The organism is Perlucidibaca sp., from assembly GCF_057084925.1.
This window is the reverse complement of the sequence record NZ_JBXMRC010000003.1, coordinates 38,425-60,525: the sequence shown is the minus strand read 5'-3', so window position 1 is coordinate 60,525 and position 22,101 is coordinate 38,425. Positions and strand designations below refer to the sequence as shown.

The following is a 22,101-nucleotide window of genomic DNA, read 5'->3' as shown; positions in this document are numbered from 1 at the left end:
CTTATTTCATCATCAGCGAATACAAAATTCGCGCCAGTATTGTTTAAAGATCCAGCAGGTTCAACTGATCTTGATCGAGCATTACTTGAATAGCCTTGCCCCACTGCGGCGTCTTCCTCAGGTCTTCTGCGACGCGGTAACGCCCCGCCACGGAAACCAGTTCCGCCTCCAGTGATTGGCAAAAAATTCGCGCTTCGCTATTGCCTTGAACACCCGCCAGCGCACGGCCACGCAGCGGTGCGTAGATATGGATATTGCCATCCGCTAATACTTCAGCACCGGCACTCACTGGGGCCAACACAATTAAATCCCCTTCGGCGTAAATCTGCTGACCACCACGCACCGGTTGCGTCACGATGCGGGTAGCTGCACGAGGGGCTGGCGCAACAGTGGCAACCATCACCGCAGGCGCGGCGACTTCAACTTCAGCCCCCTTACGCTTAAGGCCTTGCAATACCGGCACGTCGAGCACCGCTAAGCTGGCGTGCAAAGATTGTGGGGCGCGAATAGCAACCAGACTGACTGCATGGGCACGCAGCAGTGTCACTAAGGCGGGCCAATCCACACCGGCATTCGCCACCTTTTCAACATTTAAAATAACAGGCGCTTCCTGCAGCCAAGCAGCCGCATCGTTAAGACGTGCCTTGAGTTGTGCGGCGACCTGCTCAAGGTCAGTACTGTGCAATTCAAGCACTGTGCCTGTAAAAGAGCCGCCCTTTAGCTGAAACGCAGGGCTGGCATCGTGCAGGGCAGAAGACGGGTTAACCATAACAGCGGTCATCTAGAATAGTTGCGCGTATTGGAAACGAGGCGGCGTTGACACGCAAGCACCGTCTCGTTTTTTCACAGCAAACGCGGCATTAAGCGTGCGTTTTAAGCAGGCCGTTCACTTTATCAATGTAGGCTTGTTCGGCAGCGGCCTGACTCATGCCCTTTAACGCGGCCCACGCATCATATTTGGCGCGATTAATCATGTCGAACATGCCAGGACGACTGCCGGAAACATCACCGGCACTGGCTTGTTTGAAGTGAGCATACAAAGACAGCATGTCTTCGTTGGATGGGCGCTGTGTCAGGGTTTTCACATCGCGTTGAGCTTGTTCAAAAGCGCTCATGGCTGAGCTCCTCCTAATTGTTTTTATGCCGCTAGACAGTAACAGCGCCGCGCTAAAAACCCCAGCGTTCTGAACACTTTTGGTGACGAAACGTTCAAGGCACAATGTGCGTTTTATATGATCAGGAAATACATATGCGTGTGGGATTTATCGGCATTGGGCTAATGGGCTTACCGCTGTGCCAGCGGCTGCTAAATGCTGGCATCTCGCTACAGGTATGGAACCGGAGTGCAGGCAAAGTCGATGCATTAATAGCTGCCGGCGCCATACCTGCCGACTCTCCCGCCGCTATGGCAACCCATGTTGATGTGCTTTTACTTTGTGTTTCGGACTCAGCGGCTGTCGCCGATGTTATGCATGCTGAACAGGGCATCTTAGCTGGGGCACATGCCGGACTGATTGTGGTTGACCACTCCTCCATCACCGCCGAACTCACGCGACAATTAGCCGCTGAACTGCATAAGCAATGTGGCGCGACGTGGGTCGATGCGCCGGTATCCGGCGGTGTGGTGGGTGCGGAGCAAGGGCGTTTGGTCATCATGGCCGGCGGCGATGCAGAAGCCATATGCCGTGTGACTCCCGTACTTTCACACTACGCACAGCGCATTACCCGTATGGGCGATGTGGGCGCCGGCCAAGTCACGAAAATTTGCAATCAATTGATTGTGGCGGCCAACAGCTTGCTCATTGCCGAAACGGTGGCTTTGGCAGAGCAAGCGGGAGTCGATGCACGACTGCTCGCCCCCGCCTTAGCCGGCGGCTTTGCCGATTCCCTACCTTTCCAAATTTTGGCGCCACGCATGGCGGAGCGGCGTTTTGAGCCCGTGCAATGGAAAGTGCAAACTCTGCTCAAAGATTTGGGCAATGCGGTTTCACTTGGTCAAACCGTGGACAGCCCACTGCCTCTTGCCACGGCAGCGCATACACTTATGCAGCGGCATGCCGACCACGGTTTCACGCGTGAAGACCTGAGCTCGACGGTGCTCTTACATGCCCGCCCATCCGCTGCAGAACAGGACTAATTTCTATGCTTCGCTATTGTGCCAACCTGTCGCTGCTCTTTACGGAATACCCACTGATTGAGCGCTTTGCGGCAGCCAAGGCCGCAGGCTTTGAGGCGGTTGAAGTTCAATTTCCCTATGAGCTCAGCCCGAAAGCCATCCGCACCGAATTGGATGCGCATGATCTGGAACTGGTGCTGATCAATGTACCGGCAGGCAACTTAATGCAGGGCGGCGATGGCATTGCCAGCGTACCGGGGCGCGAGCAGGAGTTCCGTCGCGCCGTGCTTCAGGCATTGCCTTATGCCGAGGAGCTGGGCGTGCGCTGCGTCAATGTGTTAGCTGGACGCTTGCCCGAAGAAGGGGATTTGCTGCACTGCCTACATACCCTCACCGCAAATGCTCGCTATGCCGCCGAGGCCTTTCACAGCGTGGGCGTCACCACCACGCTGGAGGCCATTAACACAGACGATATGCCTCGATTCCTCATCCATAACATCGCGCAGATGCAGGAGATTTTGGAGGCTGCCGATCACCCCACCCTGAAGATGCAATTTGATTGCTATCACTTAGCACGCATGGGCGAGGACTTAATCAGCAGCTTGGTGGAGAACTGGCCGCTGATTGGCCATATTCAATTTGCCGACAATCCGGGTCGCGGCGCGCCCGGCACCGGCACCATCGACTTCAAATCTGTATTCGCAGTGATTGACGAGCTGCCCTATGCGGGCTGGTGTGGAGCGGAGTATCGGCCGGGACCCGCAGGCACGGAAGCCAGTTTAGGCTGGCTTCCCCGTTAAGACGCTGAATGAAAGCGCATCGGCTAAAGCGCTTCGATGGCCTCGGCCAGACGCCCCACGCCAATCACTTGCATGCCGTCGATACCCTGCTTGGGCACATTGCCTCGAGGCACGATGGCACGCTTAAATCCATGCTTGGCTGCTTCACGCAGGCGCTCTTGACCATTCGGCACCGGGCGAATTTCGCCGCTCAGGCCGATCTCGCCAAAGACCACGAGGTCGCTATCCAGAGGCTGGCCGCGCAAGCTCGATGTGACGGCCAAGACCACGGCCAAATCAGAGCCGGTTTCCAGCACTTTCACACCACCCACCACGTTCACGAACACATCCTGCCCCACACTGGCGATGCCGCCATGACGATGCAAAACCGCCAGCAGCATGGCCAGACGATTCTGGTCCAAACCTACAGCCACGCGGCGCGGGTTGCTGAATGCATCGTCCACCAAGGCCTGCACCTCCACCAGCAAAGGCCGCGTGCCTTCACGAGTGACCATAACCACCGAGCCAGGAATGGGCTGATCGTAGCGTGACAAGAAAATCGCCGAGGGGTTCGACACCTCGCGCAGGCCGCGATCGGTCATGGCGAACACGCCTAACTCATTGACTGCACCAAAACGATTCTTAGCCGCACGAATCAAGCGGAAACGAGAATCGGCTTCGCCTTCAAAGTACAGGACACAATCCACCATGTGCTCAAGCACGCGCGGGCCAGCCAGTGTGCCGTCTTTCGTGACATGACCCACCAGAAACAAGGCACAGCCGCTTTGTTTGGCATAACGGGTAAGCAGCGCTGCGGACTCCCGAATCTGCGACACACCTCCCGGCGCTGAATTCAGGGCTTCGGTATACAGGGTCTGAATCGAATCAATGACCATGATTTTTGGCTGTTCGATCTGTGCCGTCGCCAGAATGCGCTCCACGCTGGTTTCCGCCATCAAGCGCAGATGTTCCACCGGCAATTCCAAGCGGCGTGCTCGCAGGGCCACCTGCGCCAACGATTCCTCGCCCGTCACATAAAGTGCCGTCTGTGTCGCCGCCAGATGCGTCAGTGTTTGCAGCAGAATGGTCGATTTACCAATGCCAGGATCGCCGCCAATGAGCACTACCGAGCCATCCACCAGCCCGCCACCCAACACGCGGTCGAGCTCAGACAACCCCGTTTTCGTGCGCCGCTCTTGAGCATCAATTTGCACATCGCGCAGCGCCGTGACCGTTGCAGCCTGACCCGCATAACCTCCGGGTCTAGCGCGCGCACCCTTGCCGGTCACCGCAGGCTCTCGCTGCACCTCAGCCATTGTGTTCCAAGCGCCGCAGTCACCGCATTGGCCCGACCACTTGCTCGCCTCACTGCCACAGTCGGCACAGACATAGACACTGCGTAGCTTAGACATGAGACGGACTCAACAGACTCGGTGGCACTCGACGCACGCGGGGCGTTAGTCGGCAAAATAGCTCATAGCTGATGGTGCCGGCGGCTTGCGCGACTTCATCAGCAGGCAAGCCCTCGCCCCAAAGCACGACCTCGTCGCCGGGTTTTGCCGCCACTGCGCCAAGATCCACCGTAATCATGTCCATAGACACTCGACCGATCAACGCACAGCGGTGGCCATTCACCAACACCGGCGTGCCATTACGCGCATGGCGGGGATAGCCATCGCCATAGCCAATGGCAACCACGGCTACACGCGTGGCGGCGTCAGCCACCCAGGTTGCGCCATAACCCACCTCATCGCCCGCACTCAACTCATGCACAGCAATAATTCGCGAGTGCAAGGTCATAACAGGTTGTAGGCCAAAATGTTCAGCACATTGATCAGCAAATGGGGAGCTGCCGTATAGGGCGATACCGGGGCGCATCCACTCGGTTTGCGTCTGTGGCCACGCCAAAATAGCGGCCGAGTTGGCAACGCTGGCAATGACGGGCTCATGCTGCGCCAGTGCAATGGCATCGCGTACCGCGCAAAAACGACCCCACTGCAACTCGGTCTGCGGGCAGGCTAACTCATCGGCTCGGGCAAAGTGCGTCATGACATGAATCGAGCTCACCAGGGGCAGTCGGTGCAGCTGATGCCAGACCTTGAGCGCGTCTGCTGGACGAAAACCAAGACGATTCATGCCGGTGTTGAGTTTGAGCCACACGGTGAGTGGCTCACCTGCTGGCGCAGCTTGCAAGAGCGCCACTTGCTCCGGGCTATGCACGGCCAAGGACAGCTGTGCTGTGCGTGCTGCAGCCAATTCAGCGGCTGTGAACACACCTTCCAGCACGGCGATAGGCGTGCTAATGCCTTGTGCTCTTAGCGCCAAGGCTTCATCGAGAAATGCCACGCCGAAAGCATCCACCTGCGTTGCTAACAACGGCGCTACCTGCGCCACACCGTGACCGTAGGCATCGGCTTTGACCATGGCCAGCAGCTTGGATTGCGGATGATGCGCACGCAACACCGCGAGATTTTGCGTCAGCGCATGGGGGTTCAGCGTCAGCCAGGTATCACGCATGCGTTGTCTCGCGCTCCAGTCGTGCGGTGTTCGTATGACGTTCGGTGTTCGAATTAGTAGTCACTTTCCATGTTGCGATAGTGCTCAGGCGCCAAATCCTCGAAACGGGTGTACTTGCCATGGAAGGCCAAGCGCAACGCACCAATCGGTCCGTTACGCTGCTTACCAATAATGATCTCAGCCGTGCCTTTGTCTGGCGACTCCGGGTTGTAGACCTCATCGCGATAGATAAACATGATGACGTCCGCGTCTTGCTCAATAGCACCAGACTCACGCAAGTCCGACATCACCGGGCGCTTATTCGGTCGTTGCTCCAGCGAGCGGTTGAGCTGCGATAGCGCAATCACCGGGCATTCCATTTCTTTCGCCAGCGCCTTCAACGAGCGCGAGATTTCCGAAATTTCGTTCACGCGGTTGCTTTCCAAGCCAGGCACCCGCATGAGCTGCAAGTAGTCGACCATGATCAGGCCTAAGCCGCCCTGCTCACGTGCCACGCGCCGAGCACGGGTACGAACATCGTTAGGACTTAACGACGCCGAATCATCAATCAATAACTTCTGCTCCGTCAGCATGGTCATGGTTGAGGTGAGGCGCGGCCAATCTTCTTCCTCGAGCTTGCCCGAACGCACACGCCCCTGATCAATACGCCCCAGCGACGACAACATACGCATGACCAACTGTTCGGCGGGCATTTCCATGGAGAACACCAGCACCGGCTTGCCCGAGCGCAACATGGCATTTTCCACGAGGTTCATGGCAAACGTGGTTTTACCCATGGACGGACGTGCCGCCACAATCACCAAGTCGCCATTTTGCAGACCCGAGGTCCGATCATCGAGATCGGTAAATCCGGTGCTCAGGCCGGTAATAGACTCAGTGGACTGAAAGAGCTTATCAATTCGATCCAAGGCCTTTTGCAGCAAAGGTCGTAAGGCTTGGGGGCCGCCGCCCTTTTGCTGCTGTTCGGCAATGGCAAAAATCTTGCGCTCAGCCTGATCGAGAATGTCTTGTGCGGTAGCCCCCTGTGGCTGAAACGCGGTGTCCGACACCTCATTGCTGATGCGGATGAGCTGACGCAGCACCGAGCGTTCACGCACGATGTCGCCATAGGCAGCAATATTCGTGGCCGATGAGGTGTTACGCACTAGCTCACCGAGGTAGGCCAAGCCACCGGCATTGTCCAACTCCCCGAGACGGGTCAGCGTTTCCGATACTGTTAGGGCATCGCGCGGATCGCCCGCGTTTGCCAAGAGAGCGATGGCTTGAAATATCAGGCGATGATCACGGCGGTAGAAGTCTTCCTCTTTGACGCGATCTGAAACCCTGTCCCAGGCTTGGTCGTCCAGCATCAGGCCACCGAGCACGGCCTGTTCAGCCTCCAGCGAATGCGGTGGCAATTTCAGGTTCGCCAGCGTGTTTTCCGAGGCGACAGAGGTAGATTGCGACATAGATATTCTCTTCCAACAAGGCTGCAAGCTTAGCGCAAAAGCCCAAAACAAACAGGGCGCTTGAGTTGCCCCAAGCGCCCTGTTTTTTACTGATACGACATCAGCGGGTCAACATTGCTTACTCAGCAACGATAACCACTTTAACCGATGCCAACAGGTCGCTATGAACCTGAACAGCAATGTCGTACTCGCCGGTATGACGCAGCGGGCCCGTCGGCAGACGAACTTCGCTCTTGTCCACAGCAACGCCAGCAGCGGTAGCTGCTTCAGCGATGTCACGGTTGCCGATCGAACCGAACAGCTTACCTTCGTCACCAGCCTTAGAGGCGATGGTCAGGCTCAGTTCAGCCAATGCAGCAGCGCGAGCTTCAGCAGCAGCCAGAACAGCAGCTTCCTGACGCTCAAGCTCAGCACGACGCACTTCGAAATCGGCCAAGTTGCGAGCCGTAGCTGGCAGTGCTTTGCCCTGTGGGATCAGGAAGTTGCGGCCGTAGCCTGGCTTCACGTCAACCTTGGTGCCGAGAGCGCCGAGGCCTTTGATTTTTTCTAACAGAATAACTTGCATCACGCACCCCAACCTTAAATGTGGTTATCGGTATACGGCATGATTGCCAGGTAGCGGGCCTGCTTAATAGCGAGGGTCAGCTGACGCTGGTAGCGTGCCTTGGTACCGGTAATACGGCTCGGGACGATCTTGCCGTTCTCGGTGATGAATTGCTTCAGGGTCTCAACATCTTTGTAATCGATGTAGGTGACCTTTTCAGCCGTGAAACGGCAGAACTTACGACGACGATAGAAACGCGCCATGGTTTCCTCTCCTTAATCTTGTCTGTCTAACGTTTGCGCGTGCAAAACCACTTTTTCGGTGTCGCGATAACTCGCCATAGCCAGAAACCCCGTCACCACTAACCGATCACCCCGCTGCAAAGCTTGCAACTGCTGCACTAACTCACCAGCACAATGTACCGTGAGCACGAGGCGAGCCTCGCGTGCCGAGCCAGCTTCCCGTTGCCGGGACCGGTGCTGCAACAGAAAATCCTGATGCGCGACGCCGGCGGGACTGACCCGAGGCGGATACTGCTTTTCCAGTATCCCTGTGATCTGCAGCGTGTTTTGCTCCACGCTAACGATCTGAGTTATTCAGCGGAAGCCGAATACTCCTGACCTTCGTCGGCGCGAGCCGCCTTACGAGCGCGTTTTTCTTCAGCGCCCTTGGCCAGGATGGATTCTTCGGTAATGGCTTCGTCACGACGGATGATCAGGCTGCGGATCACGGCATCGTTATAACGGAACGCTTCTTCCAGTTCAGCACGAACGCTATCAGCGCATTCAATGTTGAGCAGGATGTAGTGAGCTTTGTGAACTTTGTTGATTGGGTAAGCCAACTGGCGGCGGCCCCAATCTTCGTAGCGGTGAACGGAACCGCCCGAATCTTTTACCATCCCGGTGTAACGCTCGACCATCGCGGGAACTTGCTCGCTTTGATCGGGGTGCACCAGGAACACGACTTCATAATGACGCATCGGATTGTGCTCCTTACGGATTGAACAGCCCCGCCGGACAGCGGCGGAGCAAGGAGTACGAGGCCTTGTTCTTCAGAATTAGGCGCTCGCGACTCCGGATAGTCGGTGAAGACCATGCGGAGGACGCGCGACTATACAGGAATTTGGTGGTTTTTCAAGCGGGTCAGCTGGTGGTGGGAGTTAAGCAGGGCTGCCGCACGCCGCGAGTACGTCCATGTAGGCTCTCACGCGCCATCCATGGCGCGTGACGACGGCTACCCTGCTCAACTCCCACCACCAACAGCATGCTCAAAACCTAAAGAATTTGGGAGGTCCACAATTAGCGGCATGTGGTCGCTGTGCGCTATCCAATTTTGGGGAATACCTATTTGTAGCGCTGCGTCTTGCAGAAGCTCTTGGGACAAAAATGAATAATCGATGTGATACGGCTTTTCGGTGTTGCGATGCATGAAAAAAGTGGGGACCATCTCTGCTCCTTGGAGCTCAGTGCTTTGGTGGTGATACAGGCTGTGCAACCCAAGGTCCGCTAATTGCTTGACGACATCCGAGTGATTCCACCAACGATCCCATTTATCCCAACAGACATTGCTATTGAGATCGCCAATCAGAATTGATTTTCCGGCGCTTAGAAAGTCCGCGTGCAACTGGAGGTACTTCCAAAGCTGGCCGATGTACTTGAACGTTGGCGAGCCCGCTTCTTTTGTCCATACCGCTAAGAAGGTGACTGTGTCATTAACTTTGAAGGGAAGGAACAGCTCGAGGCCTTTCGCATCCAATTGCATTTCAGTCAGCACTAATCGAGGCCTAGCAAACACGCCTAGCCCACGACTTTTGCTCCCGCCTATCCATAAGGAGTTTTGAGCCCACTCCGAGTAGGCTCTATCTGAACAGCGCTTTGGATCTTCGCACTCTTGGACGATGTAAATATCTGCTTCGAGAGCTTGCAGCTCTAAGAACTTTTTGCGCAAAGCGCCGTTACAGTTCCAGCTGACAAGCCTCAAAACACAGGCTCAACGAGCACGCTGCCGAACAGCCTCAAACAGCGCAACGCCAGTGGCCACGCTAACGTTGAGGCTCTCGATCTGCCCGGCCATCGGGATATACGCAAGGTGGTCGCACAATTCCGCTGTGAGTCGTCGTAAGCCCGTACCTTCCGCCCCCATGACAATCGCCAGCGGGCCTTTCAGATTGACATCGTAGAACGGCTTGGCGCCGTCGCCGAGACTGGTGCCGACGACCCAGACACCACGCTCCTGCAATTGCTTGATGGTGCGCGCCAGGTTGGTGATCTGCATGAACGGGATCAGTTCGGCAGCGCCACAGGCGACTTTACGCACGACCGGCGTTAGGCCGACAGCCTTATCGCGCGGACACACCACAGCATGCACGCCGGCCGCTTCAGCCGTGCGCAGGCAGGCGCCGAGATTGTGCGGGTCAGTGACTGCATCGAGAATCAGCAGCAACGGCGGCACGCTCAGGCCATCGAGCAGCTCCTGCAGGTCGTTGTCGTCGCCGGCTTGACGCTCGCGAATACGGGCGACGATGCCTTGATGGCGGCCACCGTCAGCGAGCTGATCGAGCGCGGTGCGATCACGGAAGCTGACCGGCAGGCCGAGTTGGCGCGCCTGCTTAACCAACGGATTCAGACGCGCATCTTCGCGCGTGTCCATGGCCTGCAGCTCAAGGACGCGTTCAGGCTCCGTATTGAGCAGCGCTTCCACGGTGTGCAGACCGTATATCCACGACATCTTCGACATTTAAACAGTTCCTTGGCAATCAGCGCTTACGAGTACGGGGTTGCGTGCGCTTGCCGGCGGGCTTAGCGCCCGAGGCATCGCTAGCAGGAGCGGCACCCGTGCGGGCGGCCTTACGGGCACGACCTTCACTCACACCGGGAATCTCACCTTCCTTCAGACGCTCGCGCAGCGAACGCTTGCCGGTGCCGCCGCCAGAGAGCAGCTCGAAGTCCATCTTGCGCTCGTCGAGATTGACCGCTGCAACTTTAATTCGTACCGGCTCGCCAATACCAAAGCGGCGCTGTGTGCGCTCGCCCTGCAGGCGATGAAAGGTGGCGTCATAGCTGTAGTAGTCGTCACGCAACTGGCTGATGTGCACCAAGCCTTCCACATAGACTTCTTTCAGCTCAACAAAGAAACCAAACGAGGTCACGGCGGAAATCACGCCGTCGAACTCTTCGCCGACGCGATCTTGCATGTACTCACACTTGAGCCAGGCCATCACATCGCGCGTGGCTTCATCAGCACGACGCTCCGTCATGGAGCAATGTTCACCGAGCGAGACCATCTGAACTTGGCCCGGCAGCGGCTCAACCTTTGCGCCCAGCGCACCCTTAATGGCACGACTCACGCGCTGCATCGGCGTGGTTTCGTGATCACCTGCCAGAATATTGCGGATGGCACGGTGTAACAGCAAATCGGGGTAGCGACGAATCGGCGAGGTGAAGTGCGAATATGCCTCGTAAGCCAAGCCAAAGTGGCCAATGTTGTCTGGCGAGTACACCGCCTGTGACAAGGAGCGCAGCAACATCGTTTCAATGATGTGCTTGTCTGGGCGATCCTGAATCTGCTGGATCACGGCCAAGAAGTCAGCGGGCTTAGGCTGGGCTGTCGCCGTAAAACGCAGACCCAGCGCTTGCAAGAAGCCACGCAGCTTGTTCAGCTTTTCGTTCTTCGGACCTTCGTGGTTACGGAACAATGCAGGCATTTTAGCTTTCAGCACATAGGCCGCCGAGGCCACGTTAGCCGCCAACATCATTTCTTCAATCAGCATGTGCGCTTGGTTACGCACCACAGGAATGATGCGTTCGATCTTGCGATCTGCACCAAACAGAATGCGGGTTTCGCCACTGTCAAAGTCCAGGGCACCACGCGTTTCGCGCACGGTGCGGAACAGCTTAAAGAGATCGTATAGCGTGTGCAGCGAGGACTGCACCGACTCAGGCCAACGCTTACGCAATGCGTCCGCTTCACGGCTGTTGGGCGTCTCTAGGAACTGGCTGACCTGGGTGTACGTGGTGCGTGCTTGCGAATGCATCACTGCTGGGTAAAACTTGCCGCTGGTCATACGCCCAGCGGCTGAGATGGTCATGTCGCAGACCATGCACAGGCGATCCACATGCGGATTCAGCGAGCACAGGCCGTTCGACAGAATTTCCGGCAACATAGGAACGACAAAGCCGGGGAAGTACACGGAGTTACCGCGCGCCTTGGCTTCGTCATCCAGCGCCGTGCCGGGGCGCACATAGTGCGACACGTCGGCAATGGCTACGACCAGGCGATAACCACCGCCTTTACGCTTTTCGGCATAGACGGCATCGTCGAAGTCTTTGGCATCTTCGCCATCAATCGTCATCAGCGGCAAGTCACGCAAATCGACACGGCCTGGCTCGATTTTGGCGTCTTCGTCCACTTCAGGTGAAAGCGTCGCGACTTCACGCTCAACCTCCGAAGGCCACGCGTGGGGGATATCGTAGTTACGTAGCGCGATGTCAATTTCCATGCCCGGCGCCATAAAGTCGCCCAACACTTCAACGATACGGCCTGTCGCAAGGCCGCGATGGCTGGGGTAATCCACCAGCTCAATGCTGACAAACTGATCCGGCTCGGCCGGCATGCCGCCATCAACCACCAGAATTTCTTGAGTAATGCGCGGGTTATCCGGCATGACATAGGCCACGCCGTCTTCTTCGCGGTAACGCCCCACTAAGTACTTATATCGACGCTCCTCAACGCGCACCACAATGGCTTCGCGACGCCCCTTGTGGTCGTACCCCGCGACGCGCACGCAGGCAATATCGCCATCAAACAACAAGCGCATCTGACGCGAAGGCAGGATCAAATCTTGACCACCCTCGTCTGGCGTGAGAAAGCCGAAGCCATCTTTATGGCCCTGTACTCGCCCACGAATCAGCTCATCATCATGCAACGGCGTGTAGGCTCCGCGTCGATCAGAGCGTAGCTGGCCGTCGCGACTCATGGCGATCAAGCGTCGGCGCAGCGCCTCTTCCCGCTCGGGCTCAAAAATGCCGTAGTGATGGGCAAGCTGCGGATGGGTCAGGGGCTTGGCCAGCTCATCGAGCGTGGCTAGGATCATCTCTCGGCTGGGCACCGGATTTTCGTACTTTTCTGCCTCACGCTGGGCGTGCGGATCTTGAATAGGGGGTATGCTGTTGCGACTCATGCGCCATCTCGTTAAATTTTCCTCATTCTACACGGAAGATGGTTGACAGCCTCGTTTCGCCTCTCTATATTTCGCGGCCTCACATGCCCAGGTGGTGAAATTGGTAGACACGCCAGCTTCAGGTGCTGGTTCTCGCAAGGGAGTGGAGGTTCAAGTCCTCTCCTGGGCACCAAATTAAAAGGCCGATCATTGATCGGCCTTTTTGCTTTTCTGCGGTTCGAACATGCTTACAGCATGAACTGAATCTGCATCTCGCCCACTAAGAAGCCCAAAATCGCACCCACTGCAATCAGCGACCACTCGTCTTCCTTGAACGCTGGTCGCAGCATGCCTTCAAACTCTTGCGGCGTGAGATCCTGCATACGGTTAACCAGTGTGTTGCGAACATCCATCGCGTCTTCAGCATAAGCCTCAACGTACTTCATGGTTTCTGGCATCTTTTGCAGAATACGCTCAGCCACCACATTCTTCATTTCAATGTAACGCTGGCTACCCACGGCATAGACCACCAGCGGGCGCGCTACACCGGCCTGCTCGTCAACCAAGCGCTTCACGTTCTTGTGCACCAACTCCATGATGCGATCCGAGAAAGCACCACGGAATAGCTCTTCTATCATGTTGGCGGGCGTCAGCAACTGCTTTGAAATCAGTGCCGCGTAATCTGCAGCCACTTCTTTTTGGCGCTTCAGGAATAGGCCTTGGAACGTTATGCCCATGAATTTTGTTGGCAGCTGCGGACGGAACATCATCTGCAAAGCGATCCAGTCGCTAAAGAAGCCAACAAAGCCGCCAAAGGCCGGCAGCATCCACGGCTGCTTGAACACCAGCCAGCAAACCATCTGAATCAAGCCAATGCCGAAGCCAAAATAGAAGCCGGCATTACTGAAAAAGCGGAACTCCTGCTTACCCACCTTCTTAAAGATGTCATTCAACAAGGCCTTATCTTTCATCAAGTTGGTCAGCACCATATGCTTGATGTCAAAGTACTTGTCTGTATTGTTCTTCACTTCCTGCATGATGGCGGCGACCACCGCAGGCGACTCCGCCCTCACGCGATTAATGATTTTCTGGCGAGCAAACTCTGGCATGCCCTCCCATAGACCGGGCTGATACTGCTGCGCGACGTCGCGAACAATATCTTCTGCGGCAGCCATCATGGGCACCTCGATTTCTTTGGCGATGCGTTGCGGGTCTAAGCGCGCAAAAATCTCAGAGGGCTTAATCAGTTTGGAGGTCATCAGGTCCACAGAAATCATGGCCATCTTTTCCGCTTTACGCGGAACAATCCCCTGCCAGCCTAGAAACGGCTTAATACCCACGAACTCCATGGGCGAGAACATCATCTGAATGGCCACCACCTTGGTGACATAGCCAATAATGCCGCTAATAAATGGAATGGATATGTACAGCCACATATCCGCTTTAAATTCGGCAATGAAATGTTCAAACATGACACCAATCCTTGAGTAATCGAATTTATTATTTTTGTGGAAGCCACGCTTTCTTCGCGCCAATCATGACGACTTCTCGGCTAATGACCTAGCCCCACCAACTTGAATCAATAAAATTTAGTCAAAATCTGACGACTGACATCTGCGTTTAATGCCGCTTTCTGTTGAATATCTTCTGCCAGCAAAGCGGCCAACTTACTCCCGATCAACGGAATGTCACAGCTGACATCCCAGCTCACCGTATTCGTTGTGATGCCGTCTTGCTCGCGCAACTGCATGGTGGCCGAAATACTCACCGCCTTGACCGACTGATTCACAATCAGCAACGCACCGGTAGCCGTCTCCCTATCCCAGCGGTCCGTTTGATCAATCTCAATCTTCTGATCGGATTTGACAAACTTCTGTGCGATAGCGGGCAGCTTGATGCTGGGCCTGCCTTGGATATGCGAGGTGATGGAGAAAAAACGCCCATCATCAGATTGCGCCACGACAGCAAAGCTATCGTGATTCGCCAGCTCAGCTTTACGTACCACATACTCAGGCGAGGTCAGCATGACCAGAACACGAGACAGTGGGGCATCCCACGTTAACGTTGTTTCAAATTTCATGCTCTTGCCTCGCCTTGTTAGGTGTTTTTATTGGAAAGGATGGCGCAACACAATCGTTTCTTCGCGGTCAGGACCGGTCGAAATGATATCAATTGGGCAACCGACCAGCTCTTCAATACGCTTGATGTAGGCGCGCGCATTTTCCGGCAGTTTATCTAGCGATTGCACGCCCACGGTGGATTCTGTCCAGCCCGGCAGCTCTTCGTAAACTGGAACAACTGTTTCATACGCCACAGCATCCGACATCATGCCTTCAATGCAGCCAGGCTCACGTGTTTCATACCCGGTGCAAATTTTGACTGAGGCCAAGCCGTCCAGTACATCGAGCTTGGTTAAGCAAATGCCTGAGATGGAATTGAGCTCAACGGCACGACGCAGCACCACAGAATCGAACCAACCACAGCGACGCGCACGACCCGTCGTTGAGCCAAACTCATGACCCACTTTGGCCAGATGTGCACCGGTTTCATCAAACAGTTCGGTTGGGAAGGGGCCACCGCCGACACGTGTGGTGTAGGCCTTGGTAATACCCAACACATAGTCGAGGTAGAGCGGGCCAAAACCGGAACCCGTTGAGGTACCACCGGCCGTGGTATTCGATGACGTCACATACGGGTAGGTGCCGTGGTCGATGTCCAACAACGAGCCTTGCGCACCCTCAAACATGATGCGCGCACCGGCACGACGGAAGTCATGCAAAATACCTGGCACATCGGCCACGAGGTCACGCAGCTGTTCGCCCCAAGCCAGCGCCAGATCCAGCACCTCTTGGAAGTCGATCGGGTCGACTTTGTAGTAATTCACCAACTGGAAGTTATGGTAGGCAATGATTTCGCCGAGCTTGGCCGCCAACGTTTCACGACGATACAAGTCCGCCAGACGCAAACCGCGACGCGCCACCTTGTCTTCATAGGCTGGTCCAATACCGCGACCGGTAGTGCCAATGGCTGACTTACCGCGAGCGGCTTCACGCGCCTTATCCAGGGCTACGTGGTAGGGCAGAATCAATGGGCAGGCAGCAGACACCTTAAGACGCTCACGAACCGGCACGCCTTTGGCTTCTAGGTAAGCCATTTCTTTCAGCAGTGCATCGGGAGCCAAGACCACACCATTCCCAATTAAACACTGAACCCCGGCACGCAAAATGCCCGATGGAATGAGATGTAGAACTGTCTTTTCACCCTCTACAACGAGTGTATGGCCGGCGTTGTGGCCACCCTGAAAGCGCACTACGGCTTGGGCGTTATCGGTTAATAAATCAACGATCTTGCCTTTACCTTCATCACCCCATTGGGTACCCAAAACCACTACATGCTTGCCCATGACTCAGTCTCTAATTTGCAGGATTCAGGAAACGATAGTGCGCACTTGCCAGCGCCCATCTTCAAAAAGAAATTCTCGATCACAACTCACTTCCGCCGCCGACACCGGCGCACCCGGAAGTTGCTGCACAACACGCTGACCATCGGCTCGCGCATCGGTAATGGCTTGTAATAGCGCGGCAGCCTCGCCAGCAGGCGCCAAAATGCCGCGCGCTATGGCCGGCTGATGATCAAAATCCAGCCACTGCTTAAGGTCCGCACTAAATCCTGTGGCGGGGCGGGCGCGACCGAAGGCTTCGCCGACATGGTCGTAACGGCCTCCTTTCGCGACTTCGCTACGCTGTCCAGCGACATACGCTGCGAACACTAATCCGGTGTGATAGTGGTAGCCACGCAGTTCACCAAGATCCACATAAATATTCACTTGCGGGTGTGACAGGTGTAGCGCCGAAACCACGGCTTGAATATCGGCCAGCGCATCAGCGACCGCCGGGGGGGCGTCCGACCACGCACGCGCTGCACGCGACAGCACCGAAACATCCCCAGACAAGCTTGGCAGTGGCATTAGCGCCTGAGCAATATCTGTCTGCGGAACCAATGCCGCCAGTTGCTCGCGCCATTCAGGCAATGATTTACGCGAGAGAATGGCCTGAAGCTGACACTCCGCTAACGAAGACACCGACGCAGCCTGCACAAAGGCACGGAAGATGCCAACGTGCCCTAAATCCAAGGTGATGTTTTTGGCGCCCGCTAGCAGCAGCCCGTCGAGCATGAGTCGGATGACTTCAATGTCACTTTCTACCCCCGCGTGACCATAGAGCTCGGCGCCAATCTGCACAGGGCAGCGCGACGCAGACAGGCCAGTGGGGCGTGCTTGCAAAATAGTACCGGCGTAGCAGTAGCGTGCTGGGCCTTGCACAGGCAAACAATGCGCATCCAAGCGAGCAACTTGCGTCGTCATGTCGGCGCGCACGCCCATCATGCGACCACTGAGCTGATCCGTAATTTTGAAGGTCAGATCATCCAGATCACTGCCGGAGCCGGTCAGGAGAGAATCCAGATATTCCATTAATGGCGGAAAAACGAGTGCGTAACCCCAACTGGAGAATCGATCCAGCAAACGGCGTCGCAACGACTCCAGACGAGCCGCCTCAGCAGGTAGCACATCCGCCACCCCATCGGGCAGCAACCAGGCATCGACCGGTTTGACCATGATTTCTCGCAAGTTCAGCCACAAAAAATATCCGGGAGACATTTTTGACGTCGCGCTAGCGACGGCCCGGAGGGTGGCCGCCATGGATGGCAGGCCACAAAAAAACCGAGTCAATACTCGGTTCGGTGCAGTTTAACACAGGATTTAGCGTATTGCCCAAGACCGCCAGCCGTTCACGGCTAGCGGTCTTGGTGGTTACTGCTTACCAGAGCGCTGCATATAGCGCAGGAATTCACTATCCCCCTTCAAGACCATAACATCACTGGGCTTATTGAAGGTGTTGCGATAAACCTGCATAGAGCGGTAGAACTTGTAGAACTCAGCATCTTGCCCAAAGGCTTTGCGTGAAATGGATGCTGCCAGCGCATCACCCTCGCCGCGCAGTGTTTCTGCTTGGCGATACGCTTCCGCCAGAATCACCCGCTGCTGACGTTCCGCCTCCGACTTAATGCGGTCCGACATTTCCGTACCTTGCGAACGATGCTCACGCGCCTCACGCTCACGCTCAGTACGCATACGGTTATAGATCGACTCTAGCGTGGAGTTCGGAAAATCAACGCGCTTGACGCGAACATCAACGACCTGAATACCGAACTCGCGACTGGCTACCGTGTTAGCCGCTTTGGTTAGATCAATCATGAGCTGCTCACGCTGACCCGAAACCACCTCTTTAACGGTGCGTTCAGACACGCGATTTTTCAGACCATCACGAACCAGAGGCAACAGGCGAGACTCAGCTTGTTTGATATCGCCGCCCGTGGCCGTAAAGAAGCGCTTCACATCATCCACACGCCACATCACGTAGGCATCGATAATCAAAAACTTGCTTTCTTTGGTCAAGAATTCGGTGCGCTCAGCATCACTAACCTGCAGACGCGCATCGAAACGACGCACCTCATGCACCATCGGGATCTTGAAGTGCAGACCGGGCTTTAGATCAGCCTCCACAACCTCACCGAAACGCAACATCACCGCACGCTCAGTGGCACTGACCGTGAAGAAAGCACTGTTCACAATAAACAGAATGAATAGAACGACGGTCAACGCCGATACATTACGCGAGCCCATTAGCGTGCTCCTTCCAAGTTTCGGCCACTACGAACGAAATCCCGAGCCGCTGAAGTCGCTGCCGGCTCAATGATAGGACCCGCTCCTGCTGCGGGTGCAGGCGCCGCAGGCACCGTGACCGCAGGCAAGCCCAGCTTATCCATCGGCAAATAGAGCAACGGGGCCGCACCCTTGGGCTCAACCACCACTTTGCTGGTTTTGCTCATGACGTCATTCATCATGTCGAGGTACATACGCGAGCGCATGACCCCCGGATTCAAGCGGTACTCTGCCAGCAAGCCTCTAAAGCGGGAGGCATCACCTTGAGCGCGATCAACCACTTCTTGCTTGTAGCCAGCAGCATCGGCCACCAAGCGCGCCGCCTGACCTCGCGCTTCCGGCACGATGCCATTCGCATAGGTCTCAGCTTGGTTTTTCAGACGCTCTTTGTCTTCCTTGGCGCGAATCACATCATCAAATGCAGACTTCACATCTTTCGGCGGCAACGCCTCCAAGATGTTCACGTTACGCACGCTAAGGCCGGTCTTATAACGATCTAAATACGATTGCAGGCGCGGCTGAATGTCTTGCGCCACGCGCGCGCGGCCCTCATTGAGGATCTGCGTCATCGTGCCATTACCCACGACATGGCGCAGGGCTGATTCGGTCGCATGCGCCAACGTGGATTCAGGGCTAGCAACCGATAAGGCATAGAGACGTGCATCGGCAATTCGGTATTGAACCGACAGCGAGATATCAACAATGTTCTCATCTTCGGTAATCATGCTGGCATTGAGTGGCATCTGCTCCGTACGCTCAACATTTACCTTTTGCACCGAGTCCATTAAAGGCGGATGCCAATGCAAACCCGCCGTTTGAATACTTTGAAAGGCACCGAATCGAAAAAGCACGGCTCGCTCGGCTTGCTCTACGCGATAGAAGCCAAACACCACCCAAAGCGCAAAGGCACCGAGCAGCAATAAGCGTGACAGCTGTTTTTCGCCGGATGGATCCGAGCCATCAAACAGGCCGCCCAACTTTTCGGCCATCGAAGGACCTTTAGGCCCGCCTGCCGCTGGCTTGCGCCCCCACGGATCGGGCTTTTCGCCTTCAGGCTTTTGCCCAGAACCTGGTTGATTCCACGCCATCACTAAACTCCCATTAGGCTGCTGCAGGGTCGAGATCAACCACCACATCAGCTCGCGTAAGCCCTTCGCGCACTAACCATTGCGCCAAATCAGGGGTTTGAATTCGTACATGCAAGCGACAGCCGCCCGCCTCATTTGCCACTTCTTCTTCCACCACACCCAAGCTGTAAAGCCGAGAGCGCAAACGCGCAAGCTGAGGCGGCAGTTCCAGCCACAGCCATTCCCATGGTGTTGCCAAGCACGCCTGCATGGCTAGCAACAACTCATTCATGCCTGAGTTATCACGGGCAGAAATCCATACCGCTTGCGGGCGGCCTTGATCATCACAATCAATGCTCGGCTCGCGATCAGCCAGCGCGTCAATTTTGTTGTAAACCAACAATACCGGCGCTGTCGCACCCACTTCTTGCAGCACCGCCTGAACGGCCTGCAAATGAATATCCCGATCTGCACTCGCCGCATCGACGACATGCAAAAGCAAATCCGCTTGTGCTGTTTCTTCTAGCGTAGCGCGAAAAGCATCCACCAGCTGATGCGGCAAATGGCGCACAAAACCCACCGTATCGGCCAGCACCATGGGGCCGATGCCATCTAAATTGAGGCGCCGCAAGGTAGGATCGAGAGTAGCAAACAAGCGATCATCTGCGTAGACATCAGCGCCAGCTAATCGGTTAAAGAGTGTCGATTTTCCCGCGTTGGTGTAGCCCACCAACGAGACCGTGGGCATGCCTGCTTTTTGCCGAGCCGCTCGCCCTTGTGCGCGCGTTTGACGCACTTTTTCCAAACGCTCTTTCAGGTTTTCAATCCGAATACGCAGGAGGCGGCGGTCCGTTTCGAGCTGCGTTTCACCGGGGCCGCGCAAGCCAATGCCGCCCTTTTGACGCTCCAAGTGAGTCCAGCCCCGCACCAATCGTGACGACAAATGATCGAGCTGGGCTAGCTCTACTTGCAGCTTGCCTTCATGGGTACGCGCACGTTGCGCGAAGATATCCAAAATCAGCCCGGTGCGATCCAACACACGGCAATTCAGGACACTTTCCAGATTTCGCTCTTGAGCAGGCGATAAGGCGTGATTAAACAGCACGACCTCGGCATCCAGCTCGGCCACCAAAGCAGCAATCTCAGCGACCTTGCCGGTACCCGCATAGAGTCGCGCATCGGGTCGCTGACGGGAGCCCGTGACGATGGTGAGCACCTGCACATCTGCCGAAGCCGCTAGCAGCTCAAACTCATGCAGGTCTTCATCTTGGCCGTGCTGCTTTAGCTCAAGATGAACCAAGATGGCGCGCTCACCACCCGCTGGTCGCTCAAAGTACTCCATGCCAGACCTCAGGTGAAGCTTGGCTGATCTTCATCTTCCTCGTCATCGAAATCTTCAAGGCTGGAAGCCGTACCGGCCACTGCACCACCAATCGGCACGGTGCTGCCCGGCAAGCTGGTGCGCGGATTACGTGCTGGAACCACCGTAGAAATTGCGTGCTTATAAACCATTTGGCTAACGGTATTTTTCAGCAGCACCACGTATTGGTCGAACGACTCAATCTGGCCCTGCAGCTTGATACCATTAACCAAGAAAATAGACACAGGAATACGCTCTTTACGAAGCGCGTTCAGGAATGGATCCTGCAATGTTTGTCCCTTAGACATAAAAACTTCCTCAAATGACTCAAAATGAGTCGATCCAAATGGACCGGCGTAGCGCCAGCTCTCTGCAAAGCAGAAATAGCCACCCCAAAAACAGGACAACTTGATAGCCACTGTGGGGGCAGTTGCTTTTTATTTCAAGCGGACGCCGACAGAAGTGCAGTGACATGTGCGACCAAGTCGTCACGCTGAGGGTCTAACCAAGTGACATCAGGGAAGCTACGCAACCAGGTAAGCTGGCGCTTTGCGAGCTGACGCGTAGCGGCCACACCGCGCTCGCGCAATTCCTTGGCATCAAATTCGCCATCCAAATATTGCCAAACTTGGCGATAGCCAACAGATCGCATCGACGGGAAGCCTAGATGCAGGTCGCCGCGCTGACGCAATGCTTGCACTTCCTCAATCAAGCCCTGCGACAGCATCTGATCGAAGCGCAGCGCAATCCGCTGGTGCAATACCGTTCGGTCTGGGGGCGAAATCGCCAGCCAATGCATCTGCCACGGCAGCGCCTCCACAGGCGATTGCTCCGCATGCCAGGCAGTCAAGGTTTTGCCCGTCAACAGCCAGACCTCCAAGGCGCGCTGTAAGCGCTGGCTATCATGTGGCGGAATACGAGCGGCTGCGACCGGATCCACGACCTGCAAGCGCGCATGCAATGCTGGCCAGCCTTCACGAGCGGCATCAGCATCGAGCGCGGCACGCAACTCGGCATTAGCCTCTGGCAACTGAGCCAGGCCATCTCGCAGCACCTTGAAATACATCATGGTGCCGCCTACTAGAATCGGTACACGTCCTGCTGACGTAATTTCGTGCATGGCTTGCAAGGCATCGCGACGAAAATCGGCAGCCGAATACGCCTGTGCAGGATCGAGAATATCGATGAGACGATGCGGCGCCAACGCCAGCTCGTCCGCTGATGGCTTGGCCGTACCAATATCCATGCCCCGGTAAATCATGCCGGAATCCACCGAGATAATTTCACCGACACCCTGCACCACCAGCGCCATGGCTAAAGCGGTTTTTCCGGCCGCCGTGGGCCCCATTAAACATAAGGCGGGAGGTAGCGTGGCGGGTACCTGTGTCAT

At 56.0% G+C, this 22,101-nt stretch carries 23 protein-coding genes and 1 tRNA gene; 3 read left to right on the top strand and 21 right to left on the bottom strand.

All coding sequences use genetic code 11. From position 1 onward, the window contains the following. Positions 1–43: 43 nt before the first annotated feature. Together minC and AC14IB_RS00830 are read right to left on the bottom strand one after the other, a co-directional pair. The gene (minC, locus tag AC14IB_RS00835) at positions 44–781 is read right to left on the bottom strand and encodes a septum site-determining protein MinC (RefSeq protein ID WP_484230113.1); all 738 of its coding nucleotides are present in this window, start codon (positions 779–781) and stop codon (positions 44–46) included. A gap of 79 nt (positions 782–860) precedes the next feature. After that, positions 861–1,115, bottom strand: a complete 255-nt coding sequence (locus AC14IB_RS00830; RefSeq protein WP_484230112.1) for an acyl-CoA-binding protein — start codon at positions 1,113–1,115, stop codon at positions 861–863. 134 nt (positions 1,116–1,249) lie between these two features. Here AC14IB_RS00830 and AC14IB_RS00825 point away from each other — a divergent pair, with 134 nt between their 5' ends. Then, positions 1,250–2,137, top strand: a complete 888-nt coding sequence (locus AC14IB_RS00825) for an NAD(P)-dependent oxidoreductase (RefSeq protein WP_484230111.1) — start codon at positions 1,250–1,252, stop codon at positions 2,135–2,137. 5 nt (positions 2,138–2,142) lie between these two features. Next, the gene (locus tag AC14IB_RS00820; RefSeq protein WP_484230110.1) at positions 2,143–2,916 is read left to right on the top strand and encodes a hydroxypyruvate isomerase family protein; all 774 of its coding nucleotides are present in this window, start codon (positions 2,143–2,145) and stop codon (positions 2,914–2,916) included. A 23-nt stretch (positions 2,917–2,939) separates the two neighbouring features. Here AC14IB_RS00820 and radA read toward each other — a convergent pair whose 3' ends face one another. From radA to rnr, 10 genes are all read right to left on the bottom strand, one after another. After that, complete coding sequence (radA, locus tag AC14IB_RS00815) at positions 2,940–4,307, bottom strand: DNA repair protein RadA (protein ID WP_484230109.1); 1,368 nt, start codon at positions 4,305–4,307, stop codon at positions 2,940–2,942. Further along, on the bottom strand, positions 4,300–5,412 hold the full coding sequence (gene alr / locus AC14IB_RS00810; protein WP_484230108.1) for an alanine racemase: 1,113 nt from the start codon (positions 5,410–5,412) through the stop codon (positions 4,300–4,302). Before alr ends, radA begins: the two co-directional genes overlap by 8 nt. Positions 5,413–5,465: 53 nt before the next feature. After that, positions 5,466–6,860 carry a replicative DNA helicase gene (dnaB, locus tag AC14IB_RS00805; protein WP_484230107.1) on the bottom strand — a complete coding sequence of 465 codons (1,395 nt, stop codon included), beginning with the start codon at positions 6,858–6,860 and terminating at the stop codon, positions 5,466–5,468. A 118-nt stretch (positions 6,861–6,978) separates the two neighbouring features. Next, positions 6,979–7,425 carry a 50S ribosomal protein L9 gene (gene rplI, locus AC14IB_RS00800; RefSeq protein ID WP_068857526.1) on the bottom strand — a complete coding sequence of 149 codons (447 nt, stop codon included), beginning with the start codon at positions 7,423–7,425 and terminating at the stop codon, positions 6,979–6,981. Between the two features lie 14 nt (positions 7,426–7,439). Further along, on the bottom strand, positions 7,440–7,667 hold the full coding sequence (rpsR, locus tag AC14IB_RS00795; RefSeq protein WP_068857527.1) for a 30S ribosomal protein S18: 228 nt from the start codon (positions 7,665–7,667) through the stop codon (positions 7,440–7,442). A gap of 12 nt (positions 7,668–7,679) precedes the next feature. After that, entirely contained in the window at positions 7,680–7,982 is a 303-nt protein-coding gene (gene priB, locus AC14IB_RS00790; RefSeq protein WP_484230106.1) for a primosomal replication protein N, read from the bottom strand. Between the two features lie 14 nt (positions 7,983–7,996). After that, the gene (gene rpsF / locus AC14IB_RS00785) at positions 7,997–8,383 is read right to left on the bottom strand and encodes a 30S ribosomal protein S6 (protein WP_068857529.1); all 387 of its coding nucleotides are present in this window, start codon (positions 8,381–8,383) and stop codon (positions 7,997–7,999) included. Between the two features lie 263 nt (positions 8,384–8,646). Further along, on the bottom strand, positions 8,647–9,177 hold the full coding sequence (locus AC14IB_RS00780) for a hypothetical protein (protein ID WP_484230105.1): 531 nt from the start codon (positions 9,175–9,177) through the stop codon (positions 8,647–8,649). Between the two features lie 216 nt (positions 9,178–9,393). Next, positions 9,394–10,140: a 23S rRNA (guanosine(2251)-2'-O)-methyltransferase RlmB gene (gene rlmB, locus AC14IB_RS00775; protein WP_484230104.1), complete on the bottom strand. Its 747-nt coding sequence runs from the start codon at positions 10,138–10,140 to the stop codon at positions 9,394–9,396. 19 nt (positions 10,141–10,159) lie between these two features. After that, positions 10,160–12,583: a ribonuclease R gene (gene rnr / locus AC14IB_RS00770; protein WP_484230103.1), complete on the bottom strand. Its 2,424-nt coding sequence runs from the start codon at positions 12,581–12,583 to the stop codon at positions 10,160–10,162. Between the two features lie 85 nt (positions 12,584–12,668). Here rnr and AC14IB_RS00765 point away from each other — a divergent pair. Continuing rightward, positions 12,669–12,755: transfer RNA gene (locus tag AC14IB_RS00765), tRNA-Leu, on the top strand. Between the two features lie 55 nt (positions 12,756–12,810). On the opposite strand, the gene AC14IB_RS00760 is transcribed toward AC14IB_RS00765, so the two are convergent. From AC14IB_RS00760 to miaA, 9 genes are all read right to left on the bottom strand, one after another. Continuing rightward, complete coding sequence (locus AC14IB_RS00760; protein WP_484230102.1) at positions 12,811–14,034, bottom strand: DUF445 domain-containing protein; 1,224 nt, start codon at positions 14,032–14,034, stop codon at positions 12,811–12,813. A gap of 107 nt (positions 14,035–14,141) precedes the next feature. Beyond that, on the bottom strand, positions 14,142–14,642 hold the full coding sequence (locus AC14IB_RS00755) for a DUF2505 domain-containing protein (protein ID WP_484230101.1): 501 nt from the start codon (positions 14,640–14,642) through the stop codon (positions 14,142–14,144). Between the two features lie 27 nt (positions 14,643–14,669). Beyond that, the gene (locus tag AC14IB_RS00750) at positions 14,670–15,965 is read right to left on the bottom strand and encodes an adenylosuccinate synthase (RefSeq protein ID WP_484230100.1); all 1,296 of its coding nucleotides are present in this window, start codon (positions 15,963–15,965) and stop codon (positions 14,670–14,672) included. Between the two features lie 24 nt (positions 15,966–15,989). Further along, complete coding sequence (locus AC14IB_RS00745) at positions 15,990–17,177, bottom strand: ATP phosphoribosyltransferase regulatory subunit (RefSeq protein WP_484230211.1); 1,188 nt, start codon at positions 17,175–17,177, stop codon at positions 15,990–15,992. 195 nt (positions 17,178–17,372) lie between these two features. Then, positions 17,373–18,245 carry a protease modulator HflC gene (gene hflC, locus AC14IB_RS00740; RefSeq protein WP_484230099.1) on the bottom strand — a complete coding sequence of 291 codons (873 nt, stop codon included), beginning with the start codon at positions 18,243–18,245 and terminating at the stop codon, positions 17,373–17,375. Beyond that, positions 18,245–19,372 carry an FtsH protease activity modulator HflK gene (gene hflK / locus AC14IB_RS00735; protein WP_484230098.1) on the bottom strand — a complete coding sequence of 376 codons (1,128 nt, stop codon included), beginning with the start codon at positions 19,370–19,372 and terminating at the stop codon, positions 18,245–18,247. The genes hflC and hflK overlap by 1 nt, the downstream gene beginning before the upstream one ends. 13 nt (positions 19,373–19,385) lie before the next feature. Further along, positions 19,386–20,693: a ribosome rescue GTPase HflX gene (gene hflX / locus AC14IB_RS00730; RefSeq protein WP_484230097.1), complete on the bottom strand. Its 1,308-nt coding sequence runs from the start codon at positions 20,691–20,693 to the stop codon at positions 19,386–19,388. 8 nt (positions 20,694–20,701) lie between these two features. Then, complete coding sequence (gene hfq, locus AC14IB_RS00725; protein ID WP_484230096.1) at positions 20,702–21,019, bottom strand: RNA chaperone Hfq; 318 nt, start codon at positions 21,017–21,019, stop codon at positions 20,702–20,704. Positions 21,020–21,153: 134 nt separating this feature from the next. Next, positions 21,154–22,101, bottom strand: a complete 948-nt coding sequence (gene miaA / locus AC14IB_RS00720; protein ID WP_484230210.1) for a tRNA (adenosine(37)-N6)-dimethylallyltransferase MiaA — start codon at positions 22,099–22,101, stop codon at positions 21,154–21,156.

Bases quoted from the DNA above. Each gene is read 5' to 3' on its own strand.
- alr (WP_484230108.1), bottom strand. From the start codon at position 5,412: ATGCGTGATACCTGGCTGACGCTGAACCCCCATGCGCTGACGCAAAAT.
- AC14IB_RS00830 (WP_484230112.1), bottom strand. From the start codon at position 1,115: ATGAGCGCTTTTGAACAAGCTCAACGCGATGTGAAAACCCTGACACAG.
- hflC (WP_484230099.1), bottom strand. From the start codon at position 18,245: ATGGGCTCGCGTAATGTATCGGCGTTGACCGTCGTTCTATTCATTCTG.
- AC14IB_RS00750 (WP_484230100.1), bottom strand. From the start codon at position 15,965: ATGGGCAAGCATGTAGTGGTTTTGGGTACCCAATGGGGTGATGAAGGT.
- rnr (WP_484230103.1), bottom strand. From the start codon at position 12,583: ATGAGTCGCAACAGCATACCCCCTATTCAAGATCCGCACGCCCAGCGT.
- dnaB (WP_484230107.1), bottom strand. From the start codon at position 6,860: ATGTCGCAATCTACCTCTGTCGCCTCGGAAAACACGCTGGCGAACCTG.
- miaA (WP_484230210.1), bottom strand. From the start codon at position 22,101: ATGACACAGGTACCCGCCACGCTACCTCCCGCCTTATGTTTAATGGGG.
- AC14IB_RS00760 (WP_484230102.1), bottom strand. From the start codon at position 14,034: ATGTTTGAACATTTCATTGCCGAATTTAAAGCGGATATGTGGCTGTAC.
- hflK (WP_484230098.1), bottom strand. From the start codon at position 19,372: ATGGCGTGGAATCAACCAGGTTCTGGGCAAAAGCCTGAAGGCGAAAAG.
- minC (WP_484230113.1), bottom strand. From the start codon at position 781: ATGACCGCTGTTATGGTTAACCCGTCTTCTGCCCTGCACGATGCCAGC.
- rpsF (WP_068857529.1), bottom strand. From the start codon at position 8,383: ATGCGTCATTATGAAGTCGTGTTCCTGGTGCACCCCGATCAAAGCGAG.
- hfq (WP_484230096.1), bottom strand. From the start codon at position 21,019: ATGTCTAAGGGACAAACATTGCAGGATCCATTCCTGAACGCGCTTCGT.
- rpsR (WP_068857527.1), bottom strand. From the start codon at position 7,667: ATGGCGCGTTTCTATCGTCGTCGTAAGTTCTGCCGTTTCACGGCTGAA.
- rlmB (WP_484230104.1), bottom strand. From the start codon at position 10,140: ATGTCGAAGATGTCGTGGATATACGGTCTGCACACCGTGGAAGCGCTG.
- AC14IB_RS00745 (WP_484230211.1), bottom strand. From the start codon at position 17,177: ATGGTCAAACCGGTCGATGCCTGGTTGCTGCCCGATGGGGTGGCGGAT.
- AC14IB_RS00755 (WP_484230101.1), bottom strand. From the start codon at position 14,642: ATGAAATTTGAAACAACGTTAACGTGGGATGCCCCACTGTCTCGTGTT.
- rplI (WP_068857526.1), bottom strand. From the start codon at position 7,425: ATGCAAGTTATTCTGTTAGAAAAAATCAAAGGCCTCGGCGCTCTCGGC.
- AC14IB_RS00825 (WP_484230111.1), top strand. From the start codon at position 1,250: ATGCGTGTGGGATTTATCGGCATTGGGCTAATGGGCTTACCGCTGTGC.
- hflX (WP_484230097.1), bottom strand. From the start codon at position 20,693: ATGGAGTACTTTGAGCGACCAGCGGGTGGTGAGCGCGCCATCTTGGTT.
- AC14IB_RS00820 (WP_484230110.1), top strand. From the start codon at position 2,143: ATGCTTCGCTATTGTGCCAACCTGTCGCTGCTCTTTACGGAATACCCA.
- radA (WP_484230109.1), bottom strand. From the start codon at position 4,307: ATGTCTAAGCTACGCAGTGTCTATGTCTGTGCCGACTGTGGCAGTGAG.